The sequence below is a fragment of the Dellaglioa algida genome (assembly GCF_030127605.1).
GTDB classification, from domain to species: Bacteria; Bacillota; Bacilli; order Lactobacillales; family Lactobacillaceae; genus Dellaglioa; species Dellaglioa algida.
The window spans coordinates 69315-89359 of the sequence record NZ_JANXLE010000001.1 but is presented as its reverse complement, the minus strand read 5'-3'; the positions used below and the strand labels follow the sequence as shown (position 1 = coordinate 89359).

Below are 20045 nucleotides of genomic sequence, written 5' to 3'. Positions count from 1 at the left end.
GTAAAGGAAAAGTTAAATGTTTTGCTTTTAATCATGGGGTTATCTATAATAAAAATCATCCTATTATGACAAGTTGTCATAAATGAAAAGTAGAAACAAGGGGGAATCAAATTGATTCTAGAAATTAAGCACGTTTCAAAAACGTATAATATGGCTGGTGGTACAACTTTTAAAGCCTTGAAAGATATTAATGCATCATTTGATAAAGGAGAACTAGTTTCAATTGTCGGCGAATCTGGAAGTGGTAAATCAACATTAATGAATTTAATTGGTGGACTAGATTCAAGTTTTGACGGTGAAATTACGTATAATGGCGAAAATATTGGTGAATTTTCTGAAAAAGAGTTAGTTAACTTTCACAAAAAAAGTATCGGCTTCATTTTCCAGAACTTTAATTTAATTCCTCATTTAAGTTTGATCGATAACGTTGCTATGGCAATGACGCTATCGAATGTTGATAAAACAGTACGTGTAGAGCGCGCTAAAAAACTGTTAACAGATGTCGGGTTACAAGATCATATGACGAAAAAACCTGATCAAATATCTGGTGGACAAAAACAACGTGTTGCAATTGCGCGTGCTTTAATGAACGATCCAGATGTGATTATTGCGGATGAACCCACGGGTGCCTTAGATTCGGAAACAACGGATGCTGTCTTAGAAATTATTAAAGACATTGCAAAACGCGGTAAGTTAGTTTTAATGGTTACTCACTCTGATCGTGTTGCGGCCTACTCAAGTCGTGTTGTGCGCATTGATAATGGTGCAATTATTTCTGATGATGAACAAGAACAACTTGAATTACATGCAAATGAAGATGAATTTAAAGGCGAAAAACCTAAAAATTTAAGTCTCTGGTCCGCTATTCGATTAGCGGCGCTTAATATGAAGGCTAAGTTCTCGCGTAACTTACTTGTTGCTATTGGTTCAAGTATTGGAATTATGTCGGTTGTTTTAATGTTATCACTTGGTAAAGGGGTAACAAGTTATATTAAAAGTACAATGTCGAGTTATGTGAATCCAAATGTAACAGAGGTGCATATGAAGGCTAAACCTACCGCTGCAAGTAGCAGTGGGAGCAATACACCGACAACAGCTTCAAATGCACAGGCGGCGCAAGCTAAGGAACAACAAACACAAATGGCCGCAATAACCGGTCAAACGGGTTCATTTGCCGAAAAAGATATTAAAAAATTAACCAACGTGAGACATGTTGATTCACTTCAAAAAGGGTATACAGCCATTTCGTTGGGGACAAATACAGTTTCATATAAAGGTAAAAAAGCTAGCTTAATGCAGTTGGGAACAATGAATTCAAGCATCACAAAATCAAATATCACGCAAGGTTCAAAGCCAGGTAAAGATGGCGTCTTACTGGATAAAACGACTGCCGATACATTAGGTAAGAACATAGTTGGCAAAAAAGTTGAAATTGCGATTGTTTACAATGAAAAAACAATCAAGAAAACAGTCAAGGTTGCTGGTATCTACGAAGCTTCCGGTAGTAGTAGTTCAAGTAGTTTAGTTTACTTAAACTACGCGGATTTACAACAGTTAGTTAAAGATAATAATGAAAAAATTGAACCCAATGTTGTTTATTTGCATACGAATGACAAAGCTAATACAGCCGGAATTAAGGCTAAAGTAAAATCATTGGGATACACAGGTTCAATTCAAGAAAAAATGTCTGAAATGTTTACACAAATGTTGGATATCTTAACGGATGTGTTAACGGCCGTAGCCGCAATATCATTGCTTGTTTCTGCAATCATGATATTAGTTGTGCTGAATATCTCCGTTGTTGAAAGAACAAAAGAAATCGGGGTTATGAAGGCTTTAGGTGCACGTCGAAAAGACATTCGTCGTATTTTCGTTTCAGAAGCATTCTTAATTGGGTTGGCATCTGGCTTAATTGGTGTCGGAGTAACTTACGTCTTAGCCTTTGGGTTAAATGCATTCTCGATTGCAACTTTTGATGTTACGATTGTTAAAGTCGCAGCAAGTTATGCATTCTCTGGAATTTTAATTAGTGTTTTGATCAGCATGTTTGCAAGTTTCTTACCAGCAAACAGAGCATCAAAACTAGATCCAGTTGAATCGTTAAGAAAAGAGTAGACAAAAAGGTTGCATTTTTAAATAAAGACTAGTAATATGACAAGTTGTCACATGACGACTTGTCATTTTTTTGTGTAAAGGAGAAAATATGCCTAAAAAAACGTATTTTAATTTGGATGAAGATAAAAAATTACGAATATTGAATGCCGCAAAGGAAGAATTTTCAAGGGTTCCCTTGTTAGAAGCTTCAATTAGTAATGTTATAAAACTTGCGGGGATTCCGCGAGGTAGTTTTTATCAGTATTTTGAAAATAAAGAAGATTTATATTTTTACTATTTTGACACGATTAGACAGAACCAGAGCAAGAGATTTGTTGAAGTATTAAAACAAAATCATGGCGATATTGTTTTAACCATGAAAACTTTCTTTTCTGAAACGATTGCGGATACAGTGTCAGGAGAGAATGCGGCTTTTTTTAAAAATGCCTTTGTGAGAATGGATTTTAAAATGAGCAATCGGATGCAACCACATCATCGACCTCATAGTGGGTCGCATCCACATTTCGGTGGTCCATTTCATCAGAACCAAAAACCGGATTTTGATGTGATGAGTGAAATTGATCGTTCTCTATTAACAATTTCATCGGATGAAGAGATTAATTTACTCATGTTTTCGTTGATGAGCCCATTTATGAAGACGATTAATGATTATTTTGCGAAACAAAGAGAAGGTACTGAAATTTCGGTTGAAGAGTTGCAAAAAGAATATGAAACAATGGCGAACTGGGTAGCCATTGGGGTTACGAAAAGAAAGGGGGAGAACTAAATGATAAAAATAATGAAAAATCGTGTTAATAGTTGGGCGATTATAGGTGCATTTGTCTTTATGATTGTTCAAGTTATCTGTGATTTATATTTACCAACATTAACATCTGACATGATTAACAAAGGTGTTGCGCAAGGTAATGTTTCTTATATCTGGCAGGTTGGTTACATCATGTTAGGTGTTGCAGCAGTTGGTATTGTGGCGGCAGTTGGAAATGTTTTTATAGCATCACGATTAGCGCAAAAGTTAGGTCATAGTTTGAGAAGTAATATTTACGAAAAGGTACTTCATTTCTCAAGTTACGAGTTTGATCAAATTGGTAATTCCAGTTTGATCACAAGAACATCGACTGATGTTCTACAAATTCAAAATGTAACAGTGATGATGTTAAGAATGATGATTCAAGCACCAATTATGTTAATTGGTGCGAGCATTCTGGCATACAATAAACAAAAAGAATTAACGGTTATCTTCTTGGTGGCTGTTCCAATTTTGATTATTGTGATCGCGGCGGTTATGACCTTCGCGGTGCCATTATTTAAGACATTACAAAAAAGAATTGATCATATTAACCTTGTTTTCCGAGAAGGATTAACGGGTGTCCGGGTAATTCGAGCCTTCAATCAGGATGGTTATGAACAAGATCGGTTTGACGGTGTGAATAAAGAATATACAGATAATGCCCGTACAGTATTTTCAATTACGGCATTAATGTCACCCATGATGACCCTAGTTCTAAGTGCAACCAATATCGCAATTATTTGGTATGGGGGACATTTGATTGGTGATATGTCGATGCAAGTGGGTAATTTAGTGGCATTCATGACTTATGCAATGCAAATCTTATCAAGTTTTATGATGTTATCGATGGTCTTTGTTATGTTGCCACGTGCTCAGGCAGCTGCAGCGCGTATTAATGAAGTTCTAGATAAAAATGATTCAATTGAAGATAGACCAGGCGCAGTTACAATTGATCGTAGTCAATTAGGTGAGAGCCAATTGTCATTTAGTCAAGTTAACTTCCGATATGTAGGTGCTGAAAAAGCAGCGCTAACGGATATTAACTTCGAGGCAAAAGCTGGTCAAACGATTGCTATTATTGGTGGAACGGGTTCTGGAAAGTCAACGTTAATTAATTTAATTCCGCGTCTCTTTGATGTTGAATCAGGGGACATCAAAATTGATGGTAAATCAATTTACGAATTGACGCAGGCAAGTTTGCATGATCAAATTTCACTTGTTCAACAAAAAACGGTTCTCTTTAAAGGAACCATCCGCAGCAATTTACAATTCGGTAACGAAAATGCGACTGATGATGAAATGTGGCATGCACTTGAAATTGCGCAAGCTAAATCATTTGTTGAAGAATCAACGGATGGATTGGACGGAATAGTTGAACAAGATGGGGATAACTTCTCGGGAGGGCAGAAACAACGACTTGCCATTGCCCGATCATTGGTGAAAAAAGCTTCAGTTTACTTGTTTGATGATTCATTTTCAGCACTTGATTTTAAAACGGATGCTAAGTTACGTGGCTCGCTTAAAACGGATGAAAATGTTAAAGACAGTGTTGTTTTGGTTGTTGCGCAACGGATTTCTAGTGTGACCGGTGCCGATTTAATTTTGGTTATTGATGGCGGTAAGATTGTAGGTAAAGGAACACATGAAGAGTTGAAGGCTACGAATAAAACCTATCAAGAAATTATGCAATCACAAATTAGAGAGGGGGATGCAGAATAATGGCAGATAATAATGGAGCAGGACGCTCAGCTACACCACCAATGCGTGGTGGACGTGGCGGTGGACCCGGCGGTAATATCGGACGGCCCGTTGAAAAGCCTAAGAATTTTTGGAAAACAATTGGACGCTTGGCGAAGTACATGTCACCTTGGTTACTTTTAATAGGGATTGTATTAGTTTTAGCCATTATTTCTGTTATCTTCCAAGCCGTTTCACCTAAAATATTAGGGCAAGCGACGACAGAAATTTTCTCTGGCGTGACTAAAGGATTTACTCAAATTAAGCAGGGTCAAAAAGTAACCTCTTTGCCAATTGACTTTAATGCGATTAAAAATATTTTATTCACAGTTGGTGCGATGTATGTTGCGTCCGCCTTATTCAGTTTCATTCAACAACTGATTATGACGAATATTTCTCAAAAGACAGTTTATGCACTACGTAAAGATATCAAAGCGAAAATGGAACGTGTCCCAATTTCTTACTATGATACACATCCCAACGGTGATATTATGTCGCGTGCTGTAAATGATGTGGATAATATTTCTGGTACGTTGCAACAAAGTTTTACCCAGTTAGTGACGAGTATAGTGACATTTGTCAGTGTACTTTATATGATGTTCTCAATTAGTTGGGAATTAACTTTGATTGCTTTAATTATCGTACCTTTAAGTTTGGGTGTCGTATCACTGATTGCGCCACGTTCTCAAAAATTCTTTGCAGGTCAACAAAAGAGTTTAGGCCTTTTAAATAATCAAGTTGAAGAAACTTATGCAGGCCATACCGTTGTTAAAACTTTTAACAAAGAAGAAAAAAACATTGAGATTTTTGAGAAACAAAATAGTGATTATTATAAAGATTCATGGAAGGCACAATTTATCTCAGGATTAATCATGCCAGCAATGAACTTTATTAAAAATATAGGCTACGTTTTTGTTGCGGTTGTTGGGGGAATTAAAGTTTCACAGGGAACAATCACGTTAGGTAATGTTCAAGCATTCCTACAATATGTGAACCAGTTCTCACAACCAATTACCCAGATCGCCAATTTATCTAACACGATTCAAGCAACAGTTGCCTCAGCGGAACGAATTTTTGAAGTATTGGATGAAGAAGAATTGAAGGATGAAAGTAACGATAATGCGGCTGTTCCTGATAACGGTAATAAAATTTCCTTTGAGCATGTCCAATTCGGCTATGCAGATAAGAAACTGTTAATGACTGATTATAATTTGGACGTCAAAGAAGGACAAAAAGTTGCAATTGTTGGGCCGACTGGTGCAGGTAAGACCACGATTATTAACCTAATCGAACGATTCTATGATGTTTCATCAGGCTCAATTCGTCTTAATGGTGTCGACACCAAAAATCTAAAACGTGAAGAGCTCCGAAAATCAATCTCGATGGTTCTTCAAGATACTTGGTTATTTACCGGAACAATTATGGAAAATATTCAATATGGTCGTAAAGATGCAACGGATGAAGAAGTGTATGCTGCTGCAAAAGCGGCTCACGTTGATACATTCGTTCGCCAGTTACCAGATGGCTATCAAACTGTCTTGAACGAAGATGCTTCGAATATTTCACAGGGACAACGTCAATTATTGACTATAGCCCGTGCATTCTTAGCTGATCCTGAAATCTTAATTTTGGATGAAGCAACGAGTTCTGTTGATACGCGAACGGAAGTCTTAATTCAAAAGGCAATGGATACCTTATTAGATAACCGAACAAGTTTTGTTGTCGCTCATCGTTTATCAACGATTCGTGATGCGGATAACATTATTGTAATGGATAATGGTTCGATAATTGAAACCGGTAATCATGATGCATTGATTGCTAAAAATGGCTTCTACGCTGATTTGTATAATAGTCAATTTACAAATGGCACTATCTAAATAAGATAACGGGTATGATTTTAACAATTGTTGAATTCATGGTCGTTATTTTTTGTTCTGAAATTAGCCAAGTATGTGGACAGCTCAATCTTAGATTACTCTATCACCAATTTAGCGTATAATAAAAAAGACTCTAAAATAGTAGATGATTATTTAGAAAATGAGGTTTAATCATAATGAAGCAATCACAAATTAGAAATTTTTCAATTATTGCCCATATTGATCATGGTAAATCAACTTTAGCCGATCGAATTATGGAAGAAACACAAACGGTAAGTGAACGTGAAATGTCGAGCCAATTATTAGATTCGATGGCTGTTGAACAAGAACATGGAATTACTGTTAAATCGAGAACTGTTCGGAGTTATTACACCGCAAATAATGGTGAAACCTTTGAATACAATTTTATTGATACACCAGGACATGTGGACTTTTCTTATGAAGTTTCGAAAAGTTTGGCTGCCAGTGATGGGGCCATTTTATTAGTGGATGCCACTCAGGGTGTTCAAGCACAAACGGTTGCGAATTACCGTTTGGCTAAAGAAAATAACTTGAAAATTATTCCTGTTATCAATAAGATTGACCATCCAAATGCGGACGTGGAAGAAACTAAAATTCAATTAATGGAATTAGCCGATGTCGATGAAGATGAAATGTTATTAATTTCTGCAAAAACGGGAATTGGTGTTGATTTAGTCTTAGAAGCAATTAAAGACCGTATCCCAGAGCCAGTCGGAGATATTGAAGCGCCGCTTAAGGCCTTAGTTTTTGATTCGCATTTTGATGCATTCAAAGGAATCGTTGCTTATATTCGGGTTTTTGATGGTGAGTTCAAGGCTAATAACTTACTCCGATTTATGCAACAAACGACTGATTTTCAAGTTGTTGAGGCAGGAATATTTAAACCAGATATGGTTGCTGTGGATAGTTTGCATGCTGGGGATGTTGGTTACGTTATCACCGGATTAAAAGATCCTCAATTGGTTAAAATTGGGGATACGTTGACGTCTCAAAATCACCCAACACCGGAAGCACTTCCCGGATATAAAGAGTCAGAATCAATGGTTTTTGCTGGATTTTACCCCAAGGATAATAATTATAAAGAATTAAAATCGGCTATTCAAAAATTAGCTTTAAACGATTCGTCATTCCATTACAAGGAAGAAAAATCGGATGCTTTGGGCTTAGGCTTTAGATGTGGATTTTTAGGGATGCTGCATTTAAGCATCATTCGTGAACGTCTTGAAAAAGAATATCAATTAGGCGTCTTAACAACGACACCTAACGTTACGTATCATGTTATTTTGAAAAATGGCAAAGAAGTTATCGTTGATAACCCTGTTCAATTTCCTGATTTTTCTGAGATTGGTCATGTTGAGGAACCATTCTTGGATGTCCATATGACTGTTCCAGACGAACAAGTTGGCGATATTATGAAATTAGCCGAAAAACGTAAGGGGATTTTCCAAGATATGGCTTATAATTCAGGTCAAACTGAGTTGAATTATGCGCTACCTTCATCTGAAATTGCTTACGATTTCTTTAATCAATTAAAATCACTATCACATGGTTATGCAACGATGGAAACCCAGTTCAAAGGCTACCAAACGGCCGATGTTGTTAAAATGGATGTCTTAGTTAATTACGCAACGGTTGATGCTTTAGGATTTGTGGTCCATAGACAAGATGCCGTTGAGATTGGTCAAAAATTAGTAGAACAATTAAAATATGCAATTCCACGTAAATTATTTCCAATGCCAGTTCAAGCGGTTGTTGAAAACAAGGCAATTGCGCGTGCGAATGTTCCACCACTTCGAAAGAGTGCAACAACAGGTAGCGATAAAAAGAATGCGGCTAAACAGGATATGCTACGCCGTCAAAGTGCTAATAAACGTTTAGGATCTAAGGCTGAAATGGACTTACCACAAGAAGTATTTAATGCCATTTTAGAAGTTAATAACGATAATTAGTCTTTAGAAAGAAGGAACACAATGGGAGTTTTAGAAGTACGTCAACTTTCCCATCAATTTGCGGATAAACAACTGTATGAAGACGCTCATTTCGAATTGAATACAGAAGACCACATGGGTATTATTGGCCAAAATGGTGCCGGTAAAAGTACGTTAATTAAAATTATCACGGGGCAAGAATTACCCGATGAAGGCGAAATTAAGTGGAAGAAAAGTGCCACAATTGGGTATTTAGATCAATATGCTGAGGTAGCTGAAGGTATTACCGTGATTGAATTTTTGAAAACGGCATTTCAACGATTGTACGATATCAGCGATAAACAAACGCAGGCGTATACTGATTATGCTGAAAATTTGGATGAGAAGTTGTTGGAAAAAGCCGGTCGTTATCAAGAAGAGCTTGAGGCTAAGAATTTCTATGATATCGATACTGAGATCGATCGTGTTAGAACGGGTCTAGGACTGGATGCAATTGAAAAAGACCATCAAGTTAGTGAGTTAAGCGGTGGCCAACGTTCAAAAATTATTTTAGCTAAGTTACTATTGGAGAATCCTGAAGTTATCTTATTGGATGAACCAACTAATTATTTAGATACGGAACATATCGATTGGTTAACTGATTATTTGAATCAATTTGAAGGCTGTTTTATGGTTATTTCCCATGATTTTGAATTTTTACAAAATGTGACGAATACGATTATCGATGTTGCATTTGGAAAAATCACAAAATATCGTGGTAATTTTAAAGCAGCGATTAAGCAAAAAGAAGCAAAAAAAGAAGCTCAATTGAAAGCCTTCCAGAAACAACGTCTTCAAATTGAAAAAGATGAAGCTTATATCCGTAAAAATAAAGCCGGAACTCGTGCCACGATGGCTAAGTCCAGACAGAAACGTTTGGATAAAATTGAACGCGTCACGCCACCAAGTGATATCGTAAAAGGTAAATTTGATTTTCCTTATTTAGATACTGGATCTGCGTCGACGTTGGCTGTTAAAAATCTGTCTGTTGGTTATAAAACACCGTTGTTATCACCGGTAACCTTTTCACTGTCACATCAAGAAAAGGTTGTCTTGAAAGGATTCAATGGGATTGGTAAATCAACTATGATTAAGTCAATACTGAAGTTAATCCCAACATTTGGTGGGACGGCAGAATTTTCTGATTCTGTTGTCGTAAATTATTTTGATCAAGATTTAATTTGGGATAATAAAGAAATGACCCCATTACAAATTATTCAAGATGAATACCCTGATTTGGAACCTAAAACGATTCGTCGTCGTTTAGCTAAATCAGGTATTAACGCTGCTAATACTATGAAACCAATTGGTATTCTAAGCGGTGGGGAACAAATGAAAGTGAAGTTAAGTTTGGTTGAATTAAAACCAAGTAACTTTTTGATTTTGGATGAACCTACTAATCATTTGGATGATGACACGAAAGATGCATTACAAAGGGCAGTTCGACGATTCCCCGGTAATGTTTTATTGGTTAGTCATGAATCTCCATTTTATGAATCTTGGATTGATAAAGTATTTGATGTTGAAGCAATTAGAATTCAAAAATAATAATAAATGGCCTTAAGATTAAGTCTTAAGGTTATTTTTTTGTACAAAAAAAGCACCAACCGAAGTTGATGCTTCTTGATATGGTACTTACCGAAGTAAATAGATTGTATGAATTCCACAAAACAGTGACAATCAGACATACCTACAATGCGGTAGGTAAAAAATGCCCCATCTTCGAACTAATCACTAGCCGCCGCAGCGGAACAACCGAAGTTGTCTGATTTTACTCGACTCATCGCATGTATTCAGTGTAACACGATACGAGTGTTTCGTATAGCGTTTATTTACCCCAAAGGAATTGAATGACTGCCTGATCAACTTTGTCATTACTATGGAGCTTACTATGTTGAGCATTTTCACCAGTAATTTTTAGCTCTTTGTACGATTTTACTTGGTCTTTTAAAAGGTAACTCATCGAACGTGCAGAGACAATGCTGACGGCAGTATCTGAATTAGAACCATCGTCGATATCACCGTAAATGACAAAGACATTTGTGTTAGATGGGAATTTTTTCCGGTTCTCATAATAACTTTGGTAGTTCTCCGATTTTGATTTAGGTTCACCATTTTTTAAGAGAACATTTTTGTTAGCTTCTTCATTCATACCAAGAACACCATTAATTGGAACAGCGATTGGCACAAAGTTATTTAACTTGGGATCTGATTCTTTTCTAACAGATTCAGCCCAGTAGACTGCGGACGAACCACCCATAGAATGGGCAACAATATTAACAGCCTTAATTTTATATGATTTTTGTAAATGAGTTACAATTTTTCCAATCCATTCACCTTCTTCAGGTATCTGAGCATTGCTGCGTTTGAAGACGACTTGAATAATGGGATTTTTTACGGATTCCTGCCAGTCACCGGAGTAAGTGACGTCACCCGTTGAAGAGACAATTGCCGTTAGAACTTTTTGCGCCTTGTCTGATTTTTCAGCGGCGGCTATCATAGCATTGGTAGAATTGGCTGACCCACCATAACCGTGGACGTACAAGGTTGGTACTTGATTTGTAGCTTTCGTTGAAACGGTAACGACATTTTTTGATGGGGTCTTGTTCAATAAAAAGAGTCCAGTGCCTAATCCTAATATTAGTAAGATAGTAATTAATATGCCATATTTTTTCATTAATAATCTCCCCCTGTTGTAAGTAATTTACTTCATTATAGGTCAACGATTCTTGTCGTACAAATTTAGAGCCAGTTATGGTAAGCTATATGCGAAGATACTTAAGAAAGCCGAGGTTTAATAATATGTTTACGGTGAAATCAACTAGAGATTTAGATAGTCAAATATACAAGGATGCTCTAACAATCAGGAAAATCGTTTTTGTTGGCGAACAAAATGTCCCAATCGAGTTAGAAATCGAAAATGAGGCAGAGGCAATTCATTTTGTAGGCTACAAAGATGATAAAGCTGTTGTCACGGCACGCACAATAGTCGAAGATTCCGAAACATGGCATATTCAACGTGTGGCAACTATTAAAGACGTTCGCGGTCAGCACTTGGCAACAGATATATTGATGTTTATCGAAGGGTTTGCAACCGTTTATGACATTAAATACCTAACGTTAGGCGCGCAAGATCAAGCACAAAATTTTTATAAAAAATTGGGTTATGAGATTGAGGGAGAAGGATTTATGGATGCCGGAATCCCGCATCACACAATGGTTAAAACGATTGAAGGAGCTTAAATGGCAAAAGAAACTGCATTTTCTAAATTGTTAACGGATGAACGTTATGCGTTTGCGATCGAACTCGGAAACAAGTATCACAAAGATGCTAGTCAAATATTATTTACCTATCTAAAATTTATGGCGGACGGAACACAAAATCAATCAAAGTCATTGCAGAAAAGTTTGCCAGAAATTGATAAGAAGTTTCAAACGTATCTAGAAAGCTAGAGATGGAAGGTATGGACAGTGAATAACAACCCATTAACAAATCTTATGAAACAAGATAGATTGATTGTCGGTATTAGTGAAATTAGTAAAATGACGGGCGTTTCAACACGACAATTACGCTATTGGGAACAAAAAGGATACATTGAAAGTATTGCAGATGATAGTGCAAAAGCCCGTGAGTACCGCCTGGATATGGTTATAAAAGTGAGTCTCATAAAATCAGAATTAGACGAAGGGTATACATTGGTTGCGGCAATTGAACGCGTTAATGGAAAAATGGCTATTTTTAAACAATTTAAACATTTTATAATTGACCGTGTTTCGGATGTTGGTAAACAAGGTAATAAAACCGTGTTTGATATGGGTTATTTTGATCAGACTGAGAAGCAACGTTTGTTTGCAGTTATTGATGAAGATGGGACTCATTTTGAACTTAGAGACGTATAAAAAAAGAATTTTAAAATAAATGAACAAAACACTTGCAACCGTTTTCATTTGTGTTATACTTTATTTGTAGCAAGGAAAGCTATCGAAATCCCTGAACAAAATAAAACTGAAGTCACTTTTTTAAACTCACTTAATGGTTTTTAAAAACGGAGTTAGTTGGACGATGTTTAGTGCTGAAGATAGTTGAAAAATGTAACACAAGTTATTGACGTTGAGAGACGTCGAGCAAGGCGTATTAAAACGGTGCCGGTCTTGAGCATTAAAAAGCAAATCAAGACACATCAAGTTAGATGATGTTTACTCCGATAGTTTAGAATTTTGGTATTAGCGACGTCGTGAGACGTCGAACGAGGTTTTAAAACGGTGCTAGTCTTGAGCGCTAAAAAGCAAATCAGGACACATCAATTAAGATGGTGTTTCAAATTTACAATGTACGGCAAGTCATTGACGTTGAGAGACGTCGGGTAAGGCGTATTAAAACGGTGCTGGTCTTGAGCGCTAAAAAGCAAATCAGGACACATCAATTAAGATGATGGTTTAAATTTACAATGTACGGCAAGTCATTGACGTTGAGAGACGTCGGGTAAGGCGTATTAAAACGGTGCCGGTCTTGAGCATTAAAAAGCAAATCAAGATATCGAAGTTTGATGATTCAAGTTTTAGTAGAACGAATAATCGGATTCACAGGTATTTGGTCTTGAAGAAACGTTTGAACTCGAATGGATAGACAAATCGCTCAAAGGGCGTCATTCGAAATTGTATGATTAATGCATGTAAAAGCGACTTCATAGAACTAGATAAGTATAAAGATATAGAGGCGAAACATATTAACAATCAAGCAAAATCGACTCTCGGTAACACGGGTTTCGGCTTTCCTACTACAAAAAGATAGGATTCGAGACATTTCTTAAAAAGAATGCTCGAATCCTATTTTAATGCAAAAAAATGGAAATCATAAAAATGACAAATATAAATATCACGATAATTGAAGAAGTTGACTTAATACCTAATATGTTTTTATCAATAAAGTATATTGATAAGAGTGTTACGTTTGTAAGAAGTTAATTGAATACAGATGAAATGAATGTATTTAAAATGGATCAAAAAATGCTTTCGGATTTACTTAAGTTACTCCTGGATACAATTGGATTGGGAGCGAAAAAGATATCGCTGATGACGGTAATGAGATTTATGTGGGCGGTAAAGATTATTTTATTATCTAGATGATGAAGGCTCTGCACAGCTATTGTTGAGGATAGGGCCTTTATTGTATTTAAATACTGACAAAAAAGGAGGGCGTAATGGATTTTGAGAGTTTAAAACAAATATTATTGGAAGAAGATAATGTAGAACGTGAACAACGAATTGAAGGACATAATATAAATGATCAAAATCTTCCATTTGAAAAGGTTAAAATCCCTAAAATGCCAGAGGGTGATTTTTTTTCTGATGGGAATATTTACATAAACAAGCATCATCGTTATTCGGCAATGCCAGACCATACTCATGAATTTGTTGAATTGAATTACATGCTTTCGGGCAGTTGCACACAGTATGTAGACGGTAAAAAGATTGAACTAAAAGAAAGAGAAATTTTATTAATGGACAAAGATATTGTCCAGAGTATTGATGAACTTGGAGAAAATGATATATTAATTAATATATTAATTAAAGATGATTCGATTACAACGGCAATTATTGTTAACCTGGCAAAATCTAAAGGAGTCGTCAATGAATTTTTGTTGAACGCCTCTAGCGAATATCGAAATCATGATTCTTTTCTTTATTTTCGATGTGCGAATAAAGTTGAAGTTCAAGAAGCAATGAGCCGAATGATTATTGAATATTACTCAAAGGATAATTATTATATGAGAGCGATGAACTTGTTGTTATCACTCCTTTTAATTAATTTGAGCCGTGTTGTCGAAGAAGATAGTTTAGAAAAGCATCAAGAAAGTGACGATAACATATTAGAGATTTTACGATACATCGAAAGTCATTACACTGAGCTTAATTTAAATGGATTATCTAGTAAATTTGGATACAATCCAAATTATATGAGTGACAAATTAAAACGAGAAACAGGTTATTCATTTAAAAATTTAATTAATAATATGAGATATCAAGCGGTATTATCTTTAATGCGAGAAACGGATAAAACATTTTCGGATATATCATATGAAATTGGGTTTAGTTCCACGCCATCTCTGTACAAACTCATTGCAAAATATACTAATAAAACACCAAAAGAGTTAAAAGAACGGACTATGAGAAAAAAATGAACAAATATGAATAACATGGTTAATTTGTGCTTCAAATTAGTCATGTTATTTTTTTGTCTGTGATTTGGATATCTATAAAGAGCGATTTTGATATATTAACGAGATTGTGAAACGCTTACAATTGTATTTGTTAGTAAATATAATTTAGGAGAGTGAAAAAAATGAGTAATCAAGATAGTATTAGTGCAGCTTCGGCAAAAAAATATTCACCATTAGCAACTGCGGCTGGGATTGGATCAATGCTGGGGTCCGGATGTATTGTTGGACTATCTGCAACAATTCCTGTTTGGCAGAATGGTTTAGATTTATCTGCGGGACAAGTGGGGATTATATCTGGTGGATTGACGTTTGCAATTGCATTCGGGTCATTATTTGCGGGTCAAATTTCAAAGACGTTTGGTCTTATCCGTTCATTTAATTGGTTAAATTTATTTTATGCAATTGGTGCTATTCTCTGTATTTTATCAAATGATTTTGCAATGTTATTGATTGGTGTTATCGTAATGGGATTTGCTTCAGGAGCTGATTTACCAATTAGTTTAACTGTCGTCTCACACGATGCGCCGGACGAAAAGACGTCCGCTAAGTTAATTTCGTCGACTCAAATATTTTGGCAAATTGGTGTGTTTATATCTTATATTTGTTCATTCCTATTATCAGGAATCCAAGGGGTATTGGGCGCTAGAATTGTATTTGTAATATTATTTATTTTTGCCGTTTTTACATGGTTATGGCGAACATTTTCAAGTAAATTTCAAAAATTCCATGATGAAGGGGACAGTCGTCAAAAGGCTAACCAATCAAAAAATACAAATGCTCAAAACGTTTCGTTTAAAAATCTTCTTTTTGGAAAAAATAAAAATAAATTTTTAAGTTTCTTCGCGGCAATTCTTATTTTTTATGTATGTTGGAATTTATTGGCTAATACATGGGGCCAATTCCAAACGTACGCATTAACTAACGCAGGAGCCAGTCAAATGCAAGCAACGGGATTAGGTATTGTATTAAATGTTGTTTCCCTTATAACAACAATTGTCTTCACTTCTGTTGCAGGTGGTAAGTATAGAAATAAAGCATTTTTTATTGGGGCATTAGTCCAATTTGGTGCAATGATGGGTATGGCAATGTTAGGTGGTGGTGCTGGATTTATTGTTTTGGCAATCACTATTGCTTTCTATAACTTTGGTAACCCATTGGCTGGGGAAGCTATCTATAAAGTTTGGACGCAAGAATCATTTCCATCAGAATCGCGTGCTTCACTTCAAGGATTTATTAATGGTTTTTCTCGTATGTGCTGTGGGTTATTTGCATTCATAACACCCTTCCTTGTAGCTCCTAATCGTATTCAAACGTCAATGTACGGATTTGCCGCAATTGTCGCCATTGCAACGATTGCAGGAATATGGATGATGCGTCTTCAAAAAAAATATAACGTAGCACAACAAGATAAATAAATTGGAGGTATGAACAATGGCTTTTACATTTCAAATAAATGATGATGTTGAGTGGAATCATGATGAAACATTATTAAAAAAAGCGGATGACAATATTCCTAGACTAATTAAAACAAGTATTAAATCTACTCAGTTGGTAGATATCGTTGCGGATAAAAATTCAATCAATGGATTTAAGGCAGTTTCAAGTGATAAGAAAATAGAAAATTTAGCTTCTTACAAATTAAAACGAGATGAACGTCTTGTTTTAGATTTGGGTGATCACTATGTAGGTAAATTCTCTATTGATATAAAATCTGTTGGATCGCCAATGGATGCACCTTTATACCTCCATGTGAAATTTGCAGAAGTGGCTGCTGAAATTGAAGCAGATTCAAAAGATTATGATGGGTGGTTATCTAAATCATGGATACAAGAAGAATTTATTCATGTTGACGTTCTTCCTGTTACATTGAAAATGCCTAGAAGGTACAGTTGCCGCTACATTGAACTAGAAGTATTGGATACATCTCCTAAGTGGCAAGCTAGTTTTAGTAACCCTAAGTTCATTGCTGAAAGCAGCGTAACAATGGATGATGTTGAGGAAATACCATTAGAAGATAACGTATTAAAATCAATTTATGATGTCTCTTTAAAAACACTTCAAGATTGCATGCAGACAGTTTTTGAAGATGGTCCAAAGCGAGATCGTCGCTTATGGATAGGTGATTTACGCTTACAGGCACTAGCCAATTATGCAACCTTTGATGATTTGACGTTGGTTAAGAGATGTCTGTACCTCTTTGGTGGGATGACAACTAAAGAGGGGAAAATACCTGCTAATGTATTTACAGCACCAAAACTAACACCTGACGATACTTTCTTGTTTGATTACAGTCTCTTTTTTGCAGTCATTTTGTTTGATTATACTGAACATACGAAGGATAAAGAGGTTTTAGAAGACCTTTATCCAATTGCGAAAAAAGAAATTGATTTGGCATTGAAACAGGTAGATACAAGGGGTCGGTTAGTTACGGATGATGATTGGCCTGCTTTTATCGATTGGTCAAATGACTTCGATAAATCAATTGCGGGGCAAGGCGTTTTAATCTATACCTTAAAACGATTTATTGAATTATCAAAAATGATGGCTGATGAAGATGTTACTAAGTATCAGTTAATTTTAAATAAACTAGAGGATTTTGCTAAGAATACATTGTTTGATTCAGAACGTCATCAATTCATAATCGAAAAAAATCGTGAAATAAATATTGCTAGTCAGGTTTGGATGGTTTTAGCGGAAGTTATGGATGCGGAAGAGAATGCAAAAATTATGAAAGAAACTATTCGAACACTATTTCCGATTACTGGAATTGCAACGCCATACATGTATCATCATGTAACAGAAGCGTTGTTTATTGCGGGATTAGATGAAGATGCCATTCAGTTAATGAAAGATTATTGGGGTGGAATGATTGATATGGGGGCGGACACGTTCTGGGAAGCATTTAAGCCAGAGGATCCTGATTTTTCACCTTATGGAAGTCCAATTATAAGTAGTTACTGTCATGCATGGAGTTGTACGCCTACCTATTTAATAAAAAAATATATTCTAGAAAAATAATTGAATGGAGGAATCACAGATGGGTTTAAAATCGGGTATTAAGATGGAAGTGCCTATATCGAAGTGGCACCAGCGAATAGGATATGGAATCTCTGATTTAGCTTGCAATTTAATCTGGCAAATGATTTCACTATACTTATTATTTTTCTATACGGATATTATGCAACTAAGTGCCGTGGCCATCAGTATTATGTTTATTTTAACAAGATTTTTAGATGGAATTAGTGATTTACTAGTGGGTTATATAATTGATCATACGAATACTCGATGGGGGAAATCACGTCCCTACTTTCTGTTTGGGGCGGTTCCATTCGCCTTATTCGCGTTTTTATGTTTTAATGTGCCTAACATTTCCGATACGGGTAAGTTAATTTATGCGTATGTTACTTATTTTGGATTATCAGTTGCATATACTTTAGTGAACGTTCCAATGGCATCTATTCTACCAAGCTTAACAAAAAGCACGGAAGAGAGAACGGCACTTTCTACGAGTAGAAAATTTTTTGGATTTCTAGGAGCCACAATAGTTAGCTCTTCAGCTTTAACCCTGGTACATGTTTTTGGTCAAGAAAATCAAGCGCTTGGCTTTAAAATTGTCATGGGAATTTTTGGAGTGGTAGGTTGTCTCTTGCTCTTTGCTACATTTTTTAATGTTAGGGAAAACGTAATACAAACGGTTGAAAAAGTATCCCTAAAGAAAATTATTACCTCTTTACGGGATAATAAACCGTGGATTGTTTTTGCAGTAAATATATTATTCATGTGGACAGGGTATTTTTTGCAAATGAGTGCATTGGTTTATTATTATGTCGTGGTTATTCACGATAAGGGGTTATCGATAACTGTGGCCACAATTATGTCGGTAGTTCCAATGATTGCTAATTTTGCGGTACCATTTTTGGCTAAGAGATTGGGCAAGAGAAACCTCTTTGTGTCCGCCTCAATAGTTCAATTGGTTGGATTAATTATCATTCTTTTAGTAAATATAAATTATATTGGTATATTAATAGGAGCTTTCGTTTCCGCGACTGGCTATGGAATAAAAGAAAGCATTTATTTCTCCATGCAGGCAGATCCTGTTGATTACGGGGAGTGGAAGACGGGCATAAATGTCACGGGCTCATTATCTGCAATTAATGGTTTTCTAGGGAAGGTAGCACAAGCCGTTGCTGGCGGAATGGCAGGTGCGTTACTAGCTTGGGGTAATTATGTGCCAGGTCAGACCGAGGGAACACAGACAATCAGTGCCATAAAATTAATGTATTTGTATATTCCCATGATTATGATTATATGTTCCATAGCAACTATGATGTTTTATAATCTGGATAGAATGTATCCCAAAATTAAAAAAGAGTTAGAGAGTCGATATGAAGAAGTTTAAACTCCCACGTTTAGGCATTTTAAATTGAAAGGTTAGGCTATCCTAAGAAATAAGTTACAATTCATCCGTTATTCTGATATAATAAATTTACTATTAAGAAAATGGAAGTGAATTGATTAACTAATGACAAAAAATGAAAGCTCGAATATGACACCTATGAAGGAAGATTATTTAAAAATTATTTTTGAATTAGGCGGTACGCAAAAGAAAATATCGAACAAACAGATTGCGCTTAGTCTGAACATTGCGGCCGGATCAGTTACAGAAATGGTCAACAAACTTGTTAAAGAAGAACTAGTTGAACATACGCCATACGCGGGGATTTCATTAACGAAACCTGGGATATTATTGGCCGAAGATTTAGTGCGTAAGCACCGTTTGTGGGAGTGTTTCTTAGTTTATAAGTTAAACTACAAATTACAAGATGTTGATGGTGAATCAGAATTACTTGAACATGTGACAAGTGAATATTTACTTGATCATTTAAATGAGTTCTTGGGTTATCCAACGCATTGTCCACTGGGTTATCCAACGCATTGTCCACATGGTGGTGTTATTCCTGATAAGGAAGGCAACTATGAGGAAGATAGCCATTTAGTTTTAGAAGCGGTTGAAGATGGAACTAAAGTTAATATTGAACGTTTCATCGATAATCATGATTTGCTAACTTACTTAGATGACCTAGAATTACACATTGGCGATAAATTAACAGTTGTTTCGCATGCGCCTTTTGAAGGGCCGGTTGAAATCAAGCTAGAAAATACTGGCGAGGTTAGAAATATCAGTTATAAAGCTGCTCATTATATTTTTGTTAAGTAAGCTTATAATAAAAAAATTGAATTAAAAGTCATAGAGGTTGTTGATATCAAATTGATATCAGCGGCCTTTTTTTATTGAATTAAAAAAATTTAATAGTCGGTA

General features: G+C 35.8%; 15 protein-coding genes. 14 read left to right on the top strand and 1 reads right to left on the bottom strand.

The window, feature by feature from the left end; translation table 11 throughout:
- The first annotated feature begins 150 nt into the window (after positions 1 to 150).
- The 6 genes from N0K73_RS00395 (at position 151) to N0K73_RS00370 (ending at position 10052) form a co-directional block, all read left to right on the top strand.
- Positions 151 to 2115: an ABC transporter ATP-binding protein/permease gene (locus tag N0K73_RS00395; protein ID WP_112251017.1), complete on the top strand. Its 1965-nt coding sequence runs from the start codon at positions 151 to 153 to the stop codon at positions 2113 to 2115.
- 88 nt (positions 2116 to 2203) lie between these two features.
- Positions 2204 to 2881 carry a TetR/AcrR family transcriptional regulator gene (locus N0K73_RS00390; protein ID WP_112250792.1) on the top strand — a complete coding sequence of 226 codons (678 nt, stop codon included), beginning with the start codon at positions 2204 to 2206 and terminating at the stop codon, positions 2879 to 2881.
- Positions 2882 to 4621: an ABC transporter ATP-binding protein gene (locus N0K73_RS00385; protein WP_112250790.1), complete on the top strand. Its 1740-nt coding sequence runs from the start codon at positions 2882 to 2884 to the stop codon at positions 4619 to 4621.
- Positions 4621 to 6516 carry an ABC transporter ATP-binding protein gene (locus N0K73_RS00380; protein WP_112250788.1) on the top strand — a complete coding sequence of 632 codons (1896 nt, stop codon included), beginning with the start codon at positions 4621 to 4623 and terminating at the stop codon, positions 6514 to 6516. Before N0K73_RS00385 ends, N0K73_RS00380 begins: the two co-directional genes overlap by 1 nt.
- Before the next feature lie 176 nt (positions 6517 to 6692).
- Positions 6693 to 8486: a translation elongation factor 4 gene (gene lepA / locus N0K73_RS00375; protein ID WP_112250786.1), complete on the top strand. Its 1794-nt coding sequence runs from the start codon at positions 6693 to 6695 to the stop codon at positions 8484 to 8486.
- A gap of 21 nt (positions 8487 to 8507) precedes the next feature.
- Positions 8508 to 10052 carry an ABC-F family ATP-binding cassette domain-containing protein gene (locus N0K73_RS00370; protein WP_112250783.1) on the top strand — a complete coding sequence of 515 codons (1545 nt, stop codon included), beginning with the start codon at positions 8508 to 8510 and terminating at the stop codon, positions 10050 to 10052.
- Positions 10053 to 10332: 280 nt separating this feature from the next.
- On the opposite strand, the gene N0K73_RS00365 is transcribed toward N0K73_RS00370, so the two are convergent.
- Positions 10333 to 11181, bottom strand: coding sequence for an alpha/beta hydrolase (locus N0K73_RS00365; protein WP_112250781.1), 849 nt, complete (start codon positions 11179 to 11181; stop codon positions 10333 to 10335).
- Positions 11182 to 11306: 125 nt separating this feature from the next.
- Here N0K73_RS00365 and N0K73_RS00360 point away from each other — a divergent pair, with 125 nt between their 5' ends.
- The 8 genes from N0K73_RS00360 to N0K73_RS00325 all read left to right on the top strand — a co-directional run bounded on the left by N0K73_RS00360 (position 11307) and on the right by N0K73_RS00325 (position 19943).
- On the top strand, positions 11307 to 11747 hold the full coding sequence (locus N0K73_RS00360; RefSeq protein WP_057974011.1) for a GNAT family N-acetyltransferase: 441 nt from the start codon (positions 11307 to 11309) through the stop codon (positions 11745 to 11747).
- Positions 11748 to 11957, top strand: a complete 210-nt coding sequence (locus N0K73_RS00355; RefSeq protein WP_112250779.1) for a hypothetical protein — start codon at positions 11748 to 11750, stop codon at positions 11955 to 11957.
- A gap of 18 nt (positions 11958 to 11975) precedes the next feature.
- Positions 11976 to 12404, top strand: coding sequence for a MerR family transcriptional regulator (locus tag N0K73_RS00350; RefSeq protein ID WP_057974009.1), 429 nt, complete (start codon positions 11976 to 11978; stop codon positions 12402 to 12404).
- 1301 nt (positions 12405 to 13705) lie between these two features.
- Complete coding sequence (locus tag N0K73_RS00345; protein ID WP_112250777.1) at positions 13706 to 14686, top strand: AraC family transcriptional regulator; 981 nt, start codon at positions 13706 to 13708, stop codon at positions 14684 to 14686.
- Positions 14687 to 14847: 161 nt separating this feature from the next.
- Positions 14848 to 16140: an MFS transporter gene (locus N0K73_RS00340; protein ID WP_112250775.1), complete on the top strand. Its 1293-nt coding sequence runs from the start codon at positions 14848 to 14850 to the stop codon at positions 16138 to 16140.
- 16 nt (positions 16141 to 16156) lie between these two features.
- Positions 16157 to 17743 (top strand): alpha-L-rhamnosidase-related protein, encoded by a 1587-nt coding sequence (locus tag N0K73_RS00335; protein ID WP_112250773.1) that lies wholly within the window; start codon positions 16157 to 16159, stop codon positions 17741 to 17743.
- Positions 17744 to 17762: 19 nt separating this feature from the next.
- Positions 17763 to 19124 (top strand): MFS transporter, encoded by a 1362-nt coding sequence (locus tag N0K73_RS00330; RefSeq protein ID WP_430869440.1) that lies wholly within the window; start codon positions 17763 to 17765, stop codon positions 19122 to 19124.
- 147 nt (positions 19125 to 19271) lie between these two features.
- The gene (locus tag N0K73_RS00325) at positions 19272 to 19943 is read left to right on the top strand and encodes a metal-dependent transcriptional regulator (RefSeq protein WP_284068599.1); all 672 of its coding nucleotides are present in this window, start codon (positions 19272 to 19274) and stop codon (positions 19941 to 19943) included.
- Positions 19944 to 20045: the final 102 nt, after the last annotated feature.